Raw genomic sequence first — 15415 nt, forward strand, 5'->3', positions numbered from 1 at the left:
CGCCCGACAACGACGGCGCCCGGCGTATCAGACGGCGAAGAGCAGGAATTCCCGCTCCCATGAACTGATCACGCGCTTGAAGTTTTCATGCTCGGCCCGCTTGACCGCGACGTAGCCAGTGATGAATTTTTTGCCCAGGTATTTCTCGACGGTCGCGCTGTTTTCCATGCGTTCCAGCGCGTCCTCGATGGTCAGTGGCAGGCGCAGGTTGCGGCGTTCATAGCCACGGCCCACCACCGGTGCGCTCGGGTTGAGGCCTTCGACCATGCCGATGTAACCGCAGAGCAAGCTCGCGGCAATCGCCAGGTACGGATTGGCGTCGGCGCCCGGCAGGCGGTTTTCCACTCGACGGTTTTGCGGCCCGGCATCCGGAACCCGCAGGCCCACGGTGCGGTTCTCTTCGCCCCACTCCACGTTCACCGGTGCCGAGGTGTCCGGCAGGAAGCGGCGGAACGAGTTCACGTTCGGGGCGAACAGCGGCAACAGCTCGGGGATCAGTTTCTGCAAGCCACCGATGTGGTGCAGGAACAGTTGGCTCATGGTCCCGTCTTCATTGGAGAAGACGTTCTTGCCGGTCTCGATGTCGATGATGCTCTGGTGCAAGTGCATCGCACTGCCCGGCTCGCCGGTCATGGGCTTGGCCATGAACGTCGCCGCCACGTTGTGCTTGAGCGCGGCCTCGCGCATGGTGCGTTTGAACACCAGGATCTGGTCGGCCAGGGACAAGGCGTCGCCGTGACGGAAGTTGATTTCCATCTGCGCCGTGCCGTCCTCGTGGATCAACGTATCGAGGTCCAGCTCCTGCAGTTCGCACCAGTCGTAGACGTCTTCGAACAGCGGGTCGAATTCGTTCGCCGCTTCGATCGAGAACGACTGACGACCGATTTCCGGACGCCCGGAACGGCCAATCGGCGGTTGCAGCGGGTAGTCGGGGTCGTCACTGCGCTTGGTCAGGTAGAACTCCATTTCCGGCGCCACGATGGGTTGCCAGCCGCGGTCGGAATAGAGCTTGAGAACCTTCTTGAGCACGTTGCGCGGCGACAGTTCGATCGGGTTGCCTTGCTTGTCGTAGGTGTCGTGGATCACCTGGGCGGTCGGCTCGATGGCCCACGGCACGAGGAATACGGCGTTCTGGTCGGGGCGGCAGATCATGTCGATATCGGCCGGGTCGAGCAGTTCGTAATAGATGTCGTCTTCGACATAGTCGCCGGTCACGGTTTGCAACAGAACGCTTTCGGGCAGACGCATGCCTTTTTCAGCAATGAACTTGTTGGTCGGCGAGATCTTGCCACGGGTAATCCCGGTCAAGTCGGCGATCATGCATTCGACTTCTGTGATCTTGTGGTCTTTCAACCAATCGGTGAGCTGGTCGAGGTTGTTACTCATAAATGCCTCTAGGCTTTGAGTTTCCTGCCGCTTGCTTGCGTCAGGCAATGGTTGACGCATCGGCGTCGCGTTGAAACGGGTGTCTTTGACAGGCTATCGTGATTTTTTCCGCACGGTGCGGCAAACGTCGGGCGTGCAGCATCACAAGCGATAGTCGGGCCGCTATTGTGAATCGGTTCTATATTGAATGGAGTAACCGTAATGGGGGTGCCATCAAAGCCGTCCAGAATATCGGACGGAGACAGTCGATCCGTCATGTATGACAGGATTACCGTCAGGTCCGCAGGCGCTGAGGCCATTGCGCGGACGTAGGTGTCGCCACTGATGTGATAAGCATGCAGACCGATCTGCTTAGAGCAGTCGGCGACGCCGATTAACGGCAGGCGAGACATGAAGCACCCCGGTATTATTGGTGTTATGGGTTTGAATCGAGCTTAGCCTTGTTCATTTTTTTACACAACACCCCCGTAAAAAATACAACACGCCCCGCTCAAGCCCGCGGCAGCAAAAGCGTTCAAAGGCATAAAAATGCCCCAAAGTGCCTCAAAAAAGCCTTACGAGCGCTTTTTCAGGGCAAAAAAGGCCTCGCTTGACTTCGGCATGCCGTTCGGGTTGACTGGAATCCGAAGAGATCAATGATTGATATTTTTAACAACAAAGGTGTTGCATCATGTCGGTACCCCCGCGTGCCGTTCAGCTTAACGAAGCGAACGCGTTCCTTAAGGAACATCCTGAGGTTCTGTACGTTGACCTTCTGATTGCGGATATGAATGGTGTGGTGCGCGGCAAGCGCATTGAACGCACCAGCCTCCACAAGGTTTACGAGAAAGGCATCAACCTGCCGGCCTCTCTATTTGCTCTGGATATCAATGGCTCGACGGTGGAAAGCACCGGCCTGGGCCTGGACATCGGTGATGCTGACCGAATCTGCTATCCAATCCCTGACACCCTGTGCAACGAGCCTTGGCAGAAGCGCCCTACCGCGCAACTGTTGATGACCATGCACGAACTCGAAGGCCAGCCGTTCTTCGCCGACCCTCGGGAAGTGCTGGCCAATGTGGTTCGCAAGTTCGACGACATGGGCCTGACCATCTGTGCCGCGTTCGAACTGGAGTTCTACCTGATCGACCAGGAGAACGTGAACGGCCGTCCGCAACCGCCACGCTCGCCGGTGTCCGGCAAACGCCCGCATTCGACACAGGTCTACCTGATCGACGACCTCGACGAATACGTCGACTGCCTCCAGGACATTCTGGAAGGTGCGAAAGAGCAAGGCATCCCGGCCGATGCGATCGTCAAGGAAAGTGCCCCGGCGCAGTTCGAAGTCAACCTGCACCACGTGGCCGACCCGATCAAGGCCTGCGACTACGCGGTCCTGCTCAAGCGCCTGATCAAGAACATCGCCTACGACCATGAAATGGACACCACCTTCATGGCCAAGCCTTACCCGGGCCAGGCGGGCAACGGTCTGCACGTCCACATCTCGATTCTTGATAAAGATGGCAAAAACATTTTTGCCAGTGAGGATCCCGAGCAGAACGCCGCACTGCGTCACGCGATCGGCGGTGTGCTCGAGACCCTACCGGCGCAGATGGCTTTCCTCTGCCCGAACGTCAACTCCTACCGTCGTTTCGGCGCACAGTTCTACGTGCCGAACTCGCCATGCTGGGGCCTGGATAACCGCACCGTGGCGATCCGCGTTCCGACCGGTTCCTCCGATGCCGTGCGCATCGAACACCGTGTTGCCGGCGCCGATGCCAACCCGTACCTGCTGATGGCTTCGGTCCTGGCAGGCGTGCATCACGGCCTGACCAACAAAATCGAGCCGGGCGCCCCCGTAGAAGGCAACTCCTACGAGCAGAACGAGCAAAGCCTGCCGAACAACCTGCGCGATGCATTGCGCGAGCTGGACGACAGCGAAGTCATGGCCAAGTACATCGATCCGAAGTACATCGATATCTTCGTGGCCTGTAAGGAAAGCGAGCTGGAGGAGTTCGAACACTCCATCTCCGACCTTGAGTACAACTGGTACCTGCATACCGTGTAAGCGGTTGCAGTAAAAAAAAACGCCGTCGGCTGATAAGGCTGACGGCGTTTTTTTATGCCCCCTCGCCACAGGCGATATGGAACATCTGCCTGCTCTGCGTACAATGCCCGCTGCCCCGCAGGAGACTTCAATGACCCGACTCGCCACCCCACGCAAACCACGCGCCCGCAGCCAGGCGCGGATCGATTCGATACTCGATGCCGCCCGCACGCTGCTGGCCGCCGAGGGCGTGGCCAGTCTGTCGATTTACAGCGTCGCCGAGCGCGCGGAGATTCCGCCCTCCTCCGTCTACCACTTTTTCGCCAGCGTCCCGGCGCTGCTTGAAGCGCTGACGGCCGACGTTCACGCCGCGTTCCGCGCCTGCCTGCAAGCGCCCATCGATCATGGCGCCCTCAGCGGTTGGCGTGACCTGTCACGCCTGGTGGAACAGCGCATGCTGGCGATCTACAGCGAAGACGCCGCCGCCCGCCAATTGATCCTGGCCCAGCATGGCCTGACCGAAGTCACCCAGGCCGACCGCCAGCACGACATTGAACTGGGCGACCTGATGCACAAGCTGTTCGACCACCATTTCGAATTACCGAAATTGCCCACCGACGTCGATGTGTTTGCGCTGGCCATGGAGCTCGGCGACCGCGTTTATGCGCGCTCGGTGCAGCAGCATGGGCAGATCACCCCCCGCATGGCCGAAGAAGGGATGCGCGTGTTTGATGCGTATCTGGGCCTGTACCTGCCACCGTACTTGTCCAAGCGCGACGCATAACGCAACGAGGTGTTCATGGCGCACGTTCCAGAAAGCTACCTTGGCGTGTGGAAACGACGCCTGATCAAATTCCAGTCCGGACGCAGCGACAGTGAAACGGCGGTGTACTGGCTTCAGACCCCGCGCCTGTTTGCCGACCTGCGCATCCCGCCAGCCAAACTCCCGGCGTTGCCTCTGGAGCAACTCGATCACGCTGATCTGCTGACCTTGAGCGAACAAAAAGGCTTCGCTGGCGTGACCCAAGTCGAGGGTGACATATGCCAGTGGCATCGCCGACTCGACTACCAGCCTGGCAGCACCGAGGAAGACATCGGGTGCATGCAGTTTGAAACCAGCGAACGCCTGATCGAAACCGCCCTGGACGATGACTATTATGAGATCTGGGAGCGACTGCCCGACTCTCACGGCACCTGTCGCGGTCAGTGGTTGCAGGCGGCCGATGATCCAGCGCGTGCGGCCTGTCTGGTGCTGGCCGGCGACTACTTTCTGTTCGCCGCCAGCCGGGTAGTCGCACTGGCACCAGGTGGTCATTTACGCGAACAGCTGGAGGCAGCAACTGCGCAGGAACGGCTCGCCTGCGAACTGTCCTTTGGCCGTCACCACGGCGGACAAACCCCGTGGCAGATCGACTACTCCACGCTGCCCCTGCAGATCGGCCAACCATTGTTGCCCGCCGACATTGACCCAAACGCCCGCGAGCTTTTCAGCGAGCGGCGCTTACTGTCCTCACTCGGCCTCTACGCCCCCCTCGCAGGTTGGCGCTGCGCACCCGAGCCCTGACATAGAAAAAACCCCGAAGGGCTCACACCCTTCGGGGTTGTTGCGTGTCCACGCCCTTACAGCTTGGCGATCGATACTTCAGTGGATTTCACAAACGCAATCACTTCACTGCCGACCACCAGTTCCAGCTCTTTCACCGAGCGGGTAGTGATCACCGAAGTGACGATGCCGGACGCGGTTTGCACGTCGATTTCCGACAGCACGTCACCCAGTACGATTTCCTTGATGGAGCCTTTGAATTGGTTGCGAACGTTGATGGCTTTGATCGTCATGATGTTGATTCCTGTCGTTGAAAAAGTCTGGTTAATGAGCCCAACGCAACTGCGTGGGCAAGGGTGAAACGGGTTCCGGTTCCGGCGGTCCGCCGGGCAGTTCGAGCACTCGATTGAGCACTTGGGTTTCCAGCGCCGCCAGCCGATGCGAGCCGCGAAGCCGAGGGCGCGGCAGTTCCACGAGCAGGTCGAGGCCGACTTCGCCCTCTTCGATCAGGATCACCCGATCGGCAATTGCCACCGCTTCACTGACGTCGTGGGTCACCAGCAACACGGTGAAACCATGCTTGCGCCAAAGCCGTTCGATCAGTTGCTGCATTTCAATTCGGGTCAGGGCATCCAGTGCGCCCAGCGGTTCGTCGAGCAACAGCAAACGCGGTTGATGGATCAGCGCGCGCGCCAGGGCCACACGCTGTTTCTGTCCACCGGACAAGGCGGCAGGCCATTCGTTGGCGCGATCGGCCAGGCCGACGGACTCCAGCGCTTCCAGTGCTTGCGGCCGCCAGTTGCCCTTGAGCCCGAGGCCGACGTTGTCGATGACCTTTTTCCAGGGCAGCAAACGCGCTTCCTGAAACATCAAACGCGTGTCTTCTCGCGCATCACTCAGCGGCGCGGCACCGGCGAGCAATACACCGCCCGTGGGTTGGTCGAGCCCGGCCAGCAGGCGCAACAAGGTACTTTTGCCGCATCCGCTACGACCGACCACGGCGACAAATTGCCCCGCCGGAATGTGCAGGTCGATCTCGCGCAGCACTTGCCGAGAGCCAAAGGTTTTTTGCAGTTTGCGCACCACCAGCGGAATCCCGCGCAGCAGGTGTGGAGGTTGTTGAGCCGTCATGCCACACCTCCTTTGACAACCTGATAAGCCGGGTGCCAGCGCAGCCATACGCGCTCAAGCCCACGGGCCGCGAGGTCGGCCAGTTTTCCGAGTACCGCGTACAGAAGAATCGCCAGCACCACCACGTCGGTCTGCAAAAACTCCCGGGCGTTCATCGCCAGATAACCGATGCCGGAACTGGCGGAGATGGTTTCCGCGACGATCAGCGTCAGCCACATGAAGCCCAGTGCGAAGCGCACGCCGACCAGAATCGAAGGCAGCGCGCCCGGCAGGACCACCTGGCGAAACAGACTGAAACCGGACAAGCCATAACTGCGCGCCATCTCCACCAATGCCGGATCGACGTTACGGATACCGTGATACGTGTTGAGGTAGATCGGGAACAACGTGCCCAACGCCACCAAAAAAATCTTTGCCGACTCGTCGATGCCGAACCACAAAATCACCAGGGGAATCAGCGCCAGGTGCGGCACGTTGCGGATCATCTGCACCGAACTGTCGAGCAGGCGTTCGCCCCATTTCGACAGACCGGTGATGAAGCCCAGCACCAAGCCGATGCTGCCTCCGATGGTGAAGCCCAGCCCGGCGCGCCAGCCGCTGATCGCCAGATGCGTCCAGATTTCGCCGCTGCGCACCAGACTGACGCCAGCTTCGATCACCGCGATAGGTGCCGGCAGAATCCGTGTCGACAACCAGCCCGCCGACACCGACAACTGCCACACCGCCAGCAACAACACCGGCAACGCCCAGGGCGCGAGGCTGTGGATAATTTTCTTCATGGCGCGCCTCAGCTCTGGGACACGGCTTTGGGAAGAATGTCGTTGGCGACCATCTCACCAAACGGGCTGACGTAACCCGCGCTTTTCGGCAACTCGGGACGCTCAATGTCGAGGTGCGGGAACAGCAATTCGGCCACGCGGTACGACTCTTCAAGGTGTGGATAACCGGAGAAGATGAAGGTGTCGATACCCAAATCCGCGTATTCCTTCACGCGAGCCGCCACGGTCGGACCGTCGCCAACCAATGCAGTACCTGCACCGCCACGCACCAGACCGACACCGGCCCACAGGTTGGGGCTGACTTCCAGGTTGTCACGGCTGCCGCCATGCAGTGCGGCCATGCGCTGCTGACCGACGGAATCGAAGCGCGCCAGAGAGGCCTGAGCGCGGGCGATGGTGTCGTCGTCCAGATGGGAGATCAATTTATCGGCTGCTTGCCAGGCTTCGGCGTTGGTCTCGCGAACGATCACATGCAGACGAATACCGAAGCGCACAGTGCGACCGAGCTTCGCCGCTTTGGCACGCACTTGCTCGATCTTTTCGGCCACGGCGGCCGGCGGCTCGCCCCAAGTCAGGACCATTTCCACTTGCTCTGCCGCGAGGTCTTGCGCCGCTTCCGACGAGCCACCGAAGTACAGCGGCGGACGCGGTTGCTGGATCGGCGGATAGAGCAACTTCGCCCCTTTCACGCTGATGTGCTGGCCGTCGTAATCAACGGTTTCGCCTTCCAGCACGCGACGCCAGATGCGGGTGAACTCCACCGAGGCCTGATAGCGCTCTTCGTGGCTGAGGAACAAACCATCGCCGGCCAGTTCTTCCGGATCACCACCGGTGACCAGGTTGAACAACGCACGACCGCCGGACAGACGATCCAGGGTCGCTGCCTGACGCGCAGCCACCGTCGGGGAAATGATCCCGGGGCGCAGGGCGACAAGAAATTTCAAACGTTGGGTCACCGGGATCAGCGACGCGGCCACCAGCCACGAGTCTTCGCAGGAGCGGCCGGTAGGAATCAGCACCCCGCCAAAACCCAAGCGATCCGCCGCTTGCGCGACTTGTTGCAGATAACCGTGATCAACGGCGCGAGCGCCTTCGGCGGTGCCAAGGTAATGGCCGTCGCCGTGGGTAGGCAGGAACCAGAAGATATTGAGGCTCATGGAGTGGTCTCCTTGGGGAATCGAGTTACTGCGCTTTGGTTACTGAGCTTTGGGCAACGGCTGCCGGTGGCGTCCAGATCACGTCTTTGATGCTCAGTTGTTTCGGAATCAACTTGAGCTGATAGAAGCTGTCGGCGATTTTCTGTTGCGCGGCGACCACTTCAGGCGTGAGGAACAGCGCGCCGTAGCCCTGGCGTTTGACCGAGGTCAGGGTGATGTCTGCCGGCAGCCCGAGCAGTGGCGACACCTGTTGAGTCACGTCTTCAGGATTGGCCTTGGACCATTCACCGACCGCGCGCACTTCTTCGACGAGGGTCTTGATCACCTCAGGATTTTTCTGAGCGTAAGGTTTAGTCGCGAGGTAGAACTGATGGTTGTCGACGATGCCCTGGCCATCGCGCAGGGTGTGCGCTTGCAGTTGTTTTTCGGCGGCAGCCTGGTACGGGTCCCAGATCACCCAGGCGTCAACGCTGCCACGTTCAAACGCGGCGCGGGCATCGGCCGGCGGCAGGAATACGGTCTGGATATCGGTGTATTTGAGGCCGGCGTCTTCCAGCGCACGCACCAACAGGTAGTGAACGTTGGAGCCTTTATTGAGCACGACTTTCTTGCCCTTGAGGTCTTTCACCGATTTGATCGGCGAATCCTTCGGCACCAGGATCGCTTCGCTGTGCGGCGCTGGCGGTTCGTAGGCGACGTAGAGCAGATCGGCGCCGGCAGCCTGGGCGAATACCGGCGGGGTTTCGCCGGTAACACCGAAGTCGATGGAGCCGACGTTCAGGCCTTCAAGCAGTTGTGGGCCACCGGGAAATTCAGTCCATTGCACGTCCACGCCTTGGGCGGCGAGGCGTTTTTCCAGCGTGCCTTTGGCTTTGAGCAGCACCAGCGTGCCGTATTTCTGATAACCGATTCGCAACACGCCTTCCTGGGTAGAAAGCGCTTGAGCTTGAGTAATGGCGCCGAAGGACACAGCCGCAACAAACAGAGCGACCAGACCACGACGCAAAATGACAGTGCGCATAGCGCTCTCCTTTTGCAGTGAGGTTTTGGCTGCACCTGCTTGGCCGTTGGCGGCTGAGTAAGGTGAGTGGATCAATTTCGGGTGAGGCTCAAATGCTCCAGCGAGCACTCAATAAACGTTCATTCAACAGGTTCGGATCGAGCGGCTTGGGCCGCCTCGCCATGGCGCTGAAAAACAGTTCCAGCGACTCGTTCAATCGTTGTTCCAGCTCCGGCGCCAATTGCGCCTGGGCACTGCCTTCGCCGTAGGCGATCTGGCTGTCTTCAGCAAAAATGCCCTGAAGCATTTCCTGGGCTTTCAGCGCCGACAGCACCGGTTTGAGTGCGTAATCCACCGCCAGCATGTGGGCGATGCTGCCGCCGGTGGCCATTGGCAACACAACCTTGTGGCTGAGTGCGCGCTCCGGCAGCAGGTCCAGCACGGTTTTCAATGCGCCCGAGAACGACGCTTTGTAAACCGGTGTGGCGATCAGCAGACCGTCGGCGTTTTCAATCTGTTGCAGCAGGTCGATGACCTTGGGGCTGTCGAAGCGTGCGTGCAGCAAGTCTTCCGCCGGGAAGTCCCGAATCTGGTAACTCACCACTTCCACCCCCTGCTCCTGCAACCAGCGCTGGGAGCGTTCCAGCAGCACCCCGGATCGGGAGCGTTGGCTTGGACTGCCACCGAGTGAGACGACCAGCATTCAGTGATTCCTTGAACGGTGTTGGCGATTCGCGGTTTGCGATCTCGCTGTGATGGAAGTGACCTTAACAGCTGATTGTTATATCCATAAATCATATTTATTCATTTGGTTATGCGTTATGGAAATATACAAATCGCTGAGTTCGATATATAAAAAAAGGCCGTCGAAACGGCCTGAAATCCCCTGCTATTGGATCTGGGTTCTGCGTTGCCTGTCAGGCCGTCATCGCGAGCAAGCTCGGCTCCCACAGGGGAATGCATTTCAGATGTGGGAGCCGAGCTTGCTCGCGATGGCGATTGAAGGCGCGAAGAAGATGTTTAGCGGTTCGGCTGCGGTGTGAGGCGCAAATACGGTTTTACCGCCCGATAGCCCTTGGGAAAACGCTGCTTGATTTCATCTTCATCCTTGAGCGACGGCACGATCACCACTTCATCACCGTCCTGCCAGTTGGCCGGGGTGGCCACTTTGTAGTGGTCGGTGAGTTGCAGCGAGTCGATCACCCGCAGAATTTCGTGGAAGTTGCGGCCGGTACTCGCCGGATACGTGATGGTCAGTCGAATTTTTTTGTTCGGATCGATCACGAACAGCGAACGCACGGTCAGGGTGTCATTGGCATTGGGATGGATCAGGTCGTAAAGGTCCGACACCTTGCGGTCGGCGTCGGCGAGGATCGGGAAGTTGACGAGGGTGTTCTGGGTTTCGTTGATGTCCTCGATCCACTTGTGGTGCGAGTCCACCGGGTCAACCGACAGGGCAATGGCTTTCACCCCACGCTTGGAAAACTCGTCCTTGAGCCTGGCGGTGAAGCCCAGTTCGGTGGTGCAGACCGGGGTGAAATCCGCCGGATGGGAAAACAGCACGCCCCAGCTATCGCCCAACCACTCGTGGAAACGAAGGGTGCCGGCGCTGGAATCCTGTTCAAAGTCGGGGGCGATATCGCCCAGTCTGAGGCTCATGGTGCTGCTCCTGATGAGTGCTTGTTGAGCTCGACTGTGCCTGTATTTGTGAGTAATTAAAAAGAATAAATATCGATTTATTTAGAACACAAACGAATATTAAAGATCTGTTCACTGGACGTGATCGGTCATCGAGACCAACATCGCCCGCAAGGTTCGAGAAGGCCTTGAGTGCTGCAAAAGAGGGAAATATCGAGGAGGGTTTACGGGGGTGAGCCCGCCTTGAAACGCAAAAGCCCCACCGGGCGTGATGCCGGGCGGGGCTTTTTTGTCTCGGTTACGCGAGCGCTATTACAACAGCGGGATCGAGTAGCTGACGATCAGACGGTTTTCGTCCTGGGTGCGAGTGTTTGGCAGGTCAGTACGCCAGGTCGCATTTTTCCAGGTAACGCCGAGGTTCTTCAGCGGACCTTGCTGAAGAACGTAAGCAACGGTCAGATCGCGCTCCCACTCGGAAGCGCCGTTGGCCGCCTCTCCACCGCTAGCGTTAACGGTATCGATGTCGTCACCGTGCAGGTAAACCATACCTGCCGTCAGGCCCGGTACGCCGACCGTGGCGAAGTCATACAAGTAGCGCGCCTGCCAGGTGTGTTCGCCGGCACGGGCGAACTTCTGGATTTGCGAGTCGGTGATGATGTAGGCCGACGCTCCGTCACCCTGGTTCAGGTAAGGGAAGTCGCTGCTACCGTTGCTGACCTGGTAACCGCCCCCGAAGGTATGACCGGCAACGGAGTACAGGAACAGGCCGCTGTACAGGTTGTTGTCGACTTTACCTTTACCGCTCGGCGCGTTGTAGTTGCCAGTGCTGTAGTACAGCGGGTCGTGACCGTTGGCACCATCATCAGAGCTGTTGAAATAACGCAAATCCGACTTCAACACGCCCGGGCCGATTGCCCAGTTGTGAACCAGACCCAGGAAGTGTTGCTTGTAGAACTCTTCCAGGTTGCCGTAGTAATACTGGGCCGTCAGGTCCTTGGTAATTTTGTAGTCGCCGCCGGCAAAGTTGAACTTGTTGCTGTCGCGGAATTTAGGACCACGAGTGTTCGCACCCGAAATGGACATCTGTTCGTTGTTGCTGGAGTTACGCCCCTTAACGGCTTCGATCTGGCCACCGATCAGCGTCAGGTCCTTGATGTCACCGGAAGAGAGCTGGCCACCCTGCCAGGTTTGCGGCAGCAGACGACCGTCGTTGGTCACGATGACCGGCAGTTTGGGTTGCAGGGTACCCAGCTTCAATTCGGTCTGGGAGATCTTGGCTTTGGCAGTCAGACCCAGGCTGGAGAAGTCATCAACCGCTTCGCCTTTGGAGTTGGTTGGGAAAACAGTGCCGCCGTAGGAGGTTGCAGTGGCGCCATTGGTGCCGCCGCCCGAATCCAGCTTCACGCCCAACAGCCCGATTGCATCAATACCGAAGCCGACAGTGCCTTGGGTATAACCGGAGATGAAACGCAGATCGAAGCCTTGGCCCCATTCTTCGTTTTTGTTCGGGCCCGTACCATCACGGTAATCGGTGTTGATGTAGAAGTTACGCAGCCCCAGGGTGGCTTTGCTGTCTTCGATGAAACCGGCGGCGCTTGCTTGCTGCGCCAGAACCCCAACGGCCACAGTCATAGCCAAGGTGGACTTGTTCATTGTTTCGCTCCTCATTTCTAATGCTTGTGGTCCTGGTCCCGGGTCTGGCGCCCTGGATCCTAAGACGCGCAATTTTTGCCGAGCCGTCTAGCCCGGTCGTTTTGGCGATGCAGGATACAACTCAATAAAGCTAAAAAGAATTTTGTGTTTCTTTTTAATTCCGTTTAGGAATATGCCTATGCAGCAAAGATTCGAGGTATCGGCAAAAACGCCCATTCCTTGACCTCCTCTACTGTCGGGAATCAATGTGCTAAAGCCGAGCCTCAGGATGAGTACCGGACGGGGCTTACTTTAGGTGCTTGCGAAAAAAACCAAAAAGAATAAAAAATACGCACAACAGATGTTATTGGAATATAGACAGGCGAAAAAAAGCCTCGCCAACAGGCGAGGCTTTTTCTGACGGCTTATTACAAGAAGCTGTAGGTGTAGTTGAAGATCACACGGGTCTGGTCCTGGTCAGCGATGTTGATTTCGCTGCCACGGTAGACGCCATTGCGCAACGTCACACCGAAACCTTTGAGAGCGCCTTGCTGGATGGTGTAGTCGATCCGCATGTCGCGTTCCCACTCGGACGCATCCGGGCCGTTGCCGGTCGTAGACTTGATGTTGTCGCCGTGCAGGTAGGCGACCGAGGTTTTCAGGCCCGGCACACCCAGCGCAGCGAAGTCATAGGAGTACTGGCCAAAGGTGGTGTTTTCACCGGCACGGACAAAGCCGTTGATCATGGAATCGGTGAACAGGTAGAAACTGGCACCGCCCTCGCCTTGGTTACGACCATTGCTGTCAACCACGTTGCCCTGGTTCAGGTAGACGAAGCCGCCGTCATCGTTCACGCGCTGGTGACCCAACAGAAATGCGTTGCCACCCAGGGTGTAGGTGAACATTCCGCTCCAGGTCTTGTTATCGACCTCGCCTGGAGTCTTGGCGAAACCACCGTTGTTGTTGAAGCGGAAGCCGGCGTCGCCATTTTTGCCATTAGAGCTGCTGTCGAAGTAGCGAAAATCCGACTTGAACGATTGCTTGGCATCGATCGTCCAGACGTGAACCATACCCAGGAAGTCCTGCTTGTAGTAATCCTTCAGTTCCGAGTGGTAGTACTGCAGGGTAAGGTCTTTGGTGGCCTTCCAGTCAACACCGCCGTAACGGAACTGGTTACTGGCCTCAGTACCGCCCGCCACAGCCAGGCCGCTGGAGTTTGAAGAAGCACGACCCGTCGCGTGTTCGAACTGACCCGCGTTGAGGGTAAAGTTGTCGATATCTTTCGAGGAGAGGGTGCCACCTTCAAAGGTTTGTGGCAGCAGACGGCTGTCGTTCGCTACCAGAATCGGCATGTTCGGTTGCAGGGCGCCGCCCACGTGGGCTTCGGTTTTCGAGATGCGCGCCTTGACGTTGGCCGCCGCGCGGCTCCACTCGTCCACAGCCGAACCGTCGCTGTCGCTTGGGGTGAAGGTGTTGTTATCCGGGTGATGTCCCTTGCCACCGTCCAGGTGGATACCGACCATCGCCTGGGCATCGATACCGAAACCGACAGTACCTGGGGTGAAACCGGACAAGTAATCGAACTTGAGGCCTTCAGCGCTCTCTTTCTGGTCCGCACCGCCGTCACGGTTATCGTTGTTGAAATACATGGTGCGAGAACTGACGGAAAGCTTGCTGTCTTCGATGAAACCTGCGGCGCCTGCCTGCTGCGCCAAAACCCCTACGGCCACGGCCAAGGCCAAGGTGGATTTGTTCATTGTCTAACTCCTCTCGTTTCTAATTCTTGTGTTCCTGGCCTCGGTTCGATGGCCGAAGATCCTAAGATGCGCGATTAGCGCCAGACCGTGACCCACATGTCAATCGTAACTATGTGTGTCTACGACCATGGTCTAATCCCCCGTTTTTTGGTCAATGTTGGTCATGAATTCGTCATAAATCTGAAAAGAACTAGCTAATTCGTTTTTCATACCTTTTAGGAATTTAACGCTGTATAACGCGCTGCCACGGAATAGAGCCCCCAGCTCATAAGTTAATAACAAAATGGTATTTATTAGTTGTTTTTTAGATCGTTTAGCGTTTGAAGCAATTCGGAAACAACCCCCCACCGAAAGGCGACGCCATGACGACCAGACGCGAACTATCCAGCCTATTTGTTACAGTTTGTGTGTCCCTGATATTTTCTCATTCCGCGCAAGCGGCCAACCTGACTGTGGGTTATCAAACCGGCATCGACCCCAGCAAAGTCCCCCAGGCGGATGGCCTGTACGAGCAAACCATCGGCCAGAAAATTGATTGGCGCCGCTTCAACAGCGGCCCTGAAGTGGTGACCGCCATCGCTTCCGGTGACGTGCAGATTGGCAACCTCGGCTCCAGTCCTTTGGCCGCGGCCGCCTCGCGCAATCTGCCGATAGTCGCGTTCATCGTGTCTGCCCAGATAAACGCGGCAGAAGCCCTCGTGGTGCGCAACGGCAGCGGCATCGACAAACCGGAAGATCTGATCGGCAAGACCATCGCCACCCCCTTCGTTTCAACCTCTCACTACAGTTTGCTCGGCGCACTGAAGCACTGGGGCCTGGACGCCTCGAAAGTCAAAGTGGTGAATTTGCAACCGGCGGAGATCGCTGCAGCGTGGAAGCGTGGTGATATTGATGGCGCGTTTGTCTGGTCGCCGGCGCTGGGGGAAATTCGCAAGACAGGCAAGACGTTGACGGATGCCGCGCAGGTTGGCCAGTGGGGGGCGCCGACGTTCGAAGTCTGGGTCGCGCGCAAGGATTACGCCGAGAAACACCCTGAAGTGGTGGCCAAATTTGCCAAGGTCACCCTGGACTCGTTCGCCGACTACGCCGCGCATAAAGACAGCTGGACCGCCGATTCGGTGCCGGTACAGAAAATCGCCAAACTGACCGGTGCCAATGCGGCCGATGTACCGGAATTGTTGGCCGGTTCTGCGTTCCCGGATGCCAAGGCCCAGCAGACCACCGCGCTATTGGATGGCGGCACGGCCAAGGCGATTGGCGAAACCGCGAAGTTCTTGAAGGAGCAAGGGAAGGTTGAAACGGTGCTGCCGGATTATTCGGCGTATGTCAGTGCGAAGTTTGTGGCTGAGTAGTTTTTGAAGGCTGC

Annotated in this window: 14 protein-coding genes and 1 pseudogene; 4 read left to right on the forward strand and 11 right to left on the reverse strand. The window is 58.2% G+C overall.

Annotated features, from left to right (window positions below; translation table 11 throughout):
- Nucleotides 1–27 precede the first annotated feature (27 nt).
- A complete protein-coding gene (locus tag ACA048_RS28050) occupies nucleotides 28–1386 on the reverse strand; it encodes a glutamine synthetase family protein (protein ID WP_497627159.1) in 1359 nt (452 codons plus the stop codon).
- A gap of 146 nt (nucleotides 1387–1532) precedes the next feature.
- A pseudogene (locus ACA048_RS28055) lies at nucleotides 1533–1778 on the reverse strand (gamma-glutamyl-gamma-aminobutyrate hydrolase family protein); the annotation flags it as partial.
- A 278-nt stretch (nucleotides 1779–2056) separates the two neighbouring features.
- Between ACA048_RS28055 and ACA048_RS28060 the strand changes: the two are divergent.
- The 3 genes from ACA048_RS28060 to ACA048_RS28070 all read left to right on the forward strand — a co-directional run bounded on the left by ACA048_RS28060 (nucleotide 2057) and on the right by ACA048_RS28070 (nucleotide 4976).
- Nucleotides 2057–3433 (forward strand): glutamine synthetase family protein, encoded by a 1377-nt coding sequence (locus ACA048_RS28060; protein ID WP_214379630.1) that lies wholly within the window; start codon nucleotides 2057–2059, stop codon nucleotides 3431–3433.
- Nucleotides 3434–3563: 130 nt separating this feature from the next.
- The gene (locus ACA048_RS28065; RefSeq protein ID WP_497627160.1) at nucleotides 3564–4196 is read left to right on the forward strand and encodes a TetR/AcrR family transcriptional regulator; all 633 of its coding nucleotides are present in this window, start codon (nucleotides 3564–3566) and stop codon (nucleotides 4194–4196) included.
- 15 nt (nucleotides 4197–4211) lie between these two features.
- Nucleotides 4212–4976, forward strand: coding sequence for a hypothetical protein (locus ACA048_RS28070; protein ID WP_497627162.1), 765 nt, complete (start codon nucleotides 4212–4214; stop codon nucleotides 4974–4976).
- Between the two features lie 56 nt (nucleotides 4977–5032).
- Here ACA048_RS28070 and ACA048_RS28075 read toward each other — a convergent pair whose 3' ends face one another.
- From ACA048_RS28075 to ACA048_RS28115, 9 genes are all read right to left on the reverse strand, one after another.
- A complete protein-coding gene (locus tag ACA048_RS28075) occupies nucleotides 5033–5248 on the reverse strand; it encodes a TOBE domain-containing protein (protein ID WP_003229256.1) in 216 nt (71 codons plus the stop codon).
- Between the two features lie 31 nt (nucleotides 5249–5279).
- On the reverse strand, nucleotides 5280–6086 hold the full coding sequence (gene ssuB / locus ACA048_RS28080) for an aliphatic sulfonates ABC transporter ATP-binding protein (protein ID WP_497627163.1): 807 nt from the start codon (nucleotides 6084–6086) through the stop codon (nucleotides 5280–5282).
- Entirely contained in the window at nucleotides 6083–6865 is a 783-nt protein-coding gene (ssuC, locus tag ACA048_RS28085) for an aliphatic sulfonate ABC transporter permease SsuC (protein WP_497627164.1), read from the reverse strand. Before ssuC ends, ssuB begins: the two co-directional genes overlap by 4 nt.
- An 8-nt stretch (nucleotides 6866–6873) precedes the next feature.
- Complete coding sequence (gene ssuD / locus ACA048_RS28090) at nucleotides 6874–8022, reverse strand: FMNH2-dependent alkanesulfonate monooxygenase (RefSeq protein ID WP_497627165.1); 1149 nt, start codon at nucleotides 8020–8022, stop codon at nucleotides 6874–6876.
- Nucleotides 8023–8047: 25 nt separating this feature from the next.
- Complete coding sequence (locus ACA048_RS28095) at nucleotides 8048–9043, reverse strand: sulfonate ABC transporter substrate-binding protein (protein WP_497627166.1); 996 nt, start codon at nucleotides 9041–9043, stop codon at nucleotides 8048–8050.
- Nucleotides 9044–9131: 88 nt separating this feature from the next.
- Complete coding sequence (ssuE, locus tag ACA048_RS28100; RefSeq protein ID WP_497627167.1) at nucleotides 9132–9725, reverse strand: NADPH-dependent FMN reductase; 594 nt, start codon at nucleotides 9723–9725, stop codon at nucleotides 9132–9134.
- Between the two features lie 317 nt (nucleotides 9726–10042).
- Nucleotides 10043–10681: a peroxiredoxin gene (locus ACA048_RS28105; RefSeq protein ID WP_477794314.1), complete on the reverse strand. Its 639-nt coding sequence runs from the start codon at nucleotides 10679–10681 to the stop codon at nucleotides 10043–10045.
- 291 nt (nucleotides 10682–10972) lie between these two features.
- Nucleotides 10973–12313: an OprD family porin gene (locus ACA048_RS28110; protein WP_497627169.1), complete on the reverse strand. Its 1341-nt coding sequence runs from the start codon at nucleotides 12311–12313 to the stop codon at nucleotides 10973–10975.
- Nucleotides 12314–12720: 407 nt separating this feature from the next.
- Nucleotides 12721–14049 (reverse strand): OprD family porin, encoded by a 1329-nt coding sequence (locus ACA048_RS28115; protein WP_497627170.1) that lies wholly within the window; start codon nucleotides 14047–14049, stop codon nucleotides 12721–12723.
- Between the two features lie 362 nt (nucleotides 14050–14411).
- On the opposite strand from ACA048_RS28115, the gene tauA reads away from it, so the two are divergent.
- Nucleotides 14412–15401: a taurine ABC transporter substrate-binding protein gene (gene tauA / locus ACA048_RS28120; protein WP_497627172.1), complete on the forward strand. Its 990-nt coding sequence runs from the start codon at nucleotides 14412–14414 to the stop codon at nucleotides 15399–15401.
- Nucleotides 15402–15415 lie beyond the last annotated feature (14 nt).

This window comes from Pseudomonas sp. LBUM1659, from assembly GCF_059716045.1.

Bases quoted from the DNA above. Each gene is read 5' to 3' on its own strand.
- ACA048_RS28050 (WP_497627159.1), bottom strand. From the start codon at position 1,386: ATGAGTAACAACCTCGACCAGCTCACCGATTGGTTGAAAGACCACAAG.
- ACA048_RS28060 (WP_214379630.1), top strand. From the start codon at position 2,057: ATGTCGGTACCCCCGCGTGCCGTTCAGCTTAACGAAGCGAACGCGTTC.
- ACA048_RS28065 (WP_497627160.1), top strand. From the start codon at position 3,564: ATGACCCGACTCGCCACCCCACGCAAACCACGCGCCCGCAGCCAGGCG.
- ACA048_RS28070 (WP_497627162.1), top strand. From the start codon at position 4,212: ATGGCGCACGTTCCAGAAAGCTACCTTGGCGTGTGGAAACGACGCCTG.
- ACA048_RS28075 (WP_003229256.1), bottom strand. From the start codon at position 5,248: ATGACGATCAAAGCCATCAACGTTCGCAACCAATTCAAAGGCTCCATC.
- ssuB (WP_497627163.1), bottom strand. From the start codon at position 6,086: ATGACGGCTCAACAACCTCCACACCTGCTGCGCGGGATTCCGCTGGTG.
- ssuC (WP_497627164.1), bottom strand. From the start codon at position 6,865: ATGAAGAAAATTATCCACAGCCTCGCGCCCTGGGCGTTGCCGGTGTTG.
- ssuD (WP_497627165.1), bottom strand. From the start codon at position 8,022: ATGAGCCTCAATATCTTCTGGTTCCTGCCTACCCACGGCGACGGCCAT.
- ACA048_RS28095 (WP_497627166.1), bottom strand. From the start codon at position 9,043: ATGCGCACTGTCATTTTGCGTCGTGGTCTGGTCGCTCTGTTTGTTGCG.
- ssuE (WP_497627167.1), bottom strand. From the start codon at position 9,725: ATGCTGGTCGTCTCACTCGGTGGCAGTCCAAGCCAACGCTCCCGATCC.
- ACA048_RS28105 (WP_477794314.1), bottom strand. From the start codon at position 10,681: ATGAGCCTCAGACTGGGCGATATCGCCCCCGACTTTGAACAGGATTCC.
- ACA048_RS28110 (WP_497627169.1), bottom strand. From the start codon at position 12,313: ATGAACAAGTCCACCTTGGCTATGACTGTGGCCGTTGGGGTTCTGGCG.
- ACA048_RS28115 (WP_497627170.1), bottom strand. From the start codon at position 14,049: ATGAACAAATCCACCTTGGCCTTGGCCGTGGCCGTAGGGGTTTTGGCG.
- tauA (WP_497627172.1), top strand. From the start codon at position 14,412: ATGACGACCAGACGCGAACTATCCAGCCTATTTGTTACAGTTTGTGTG.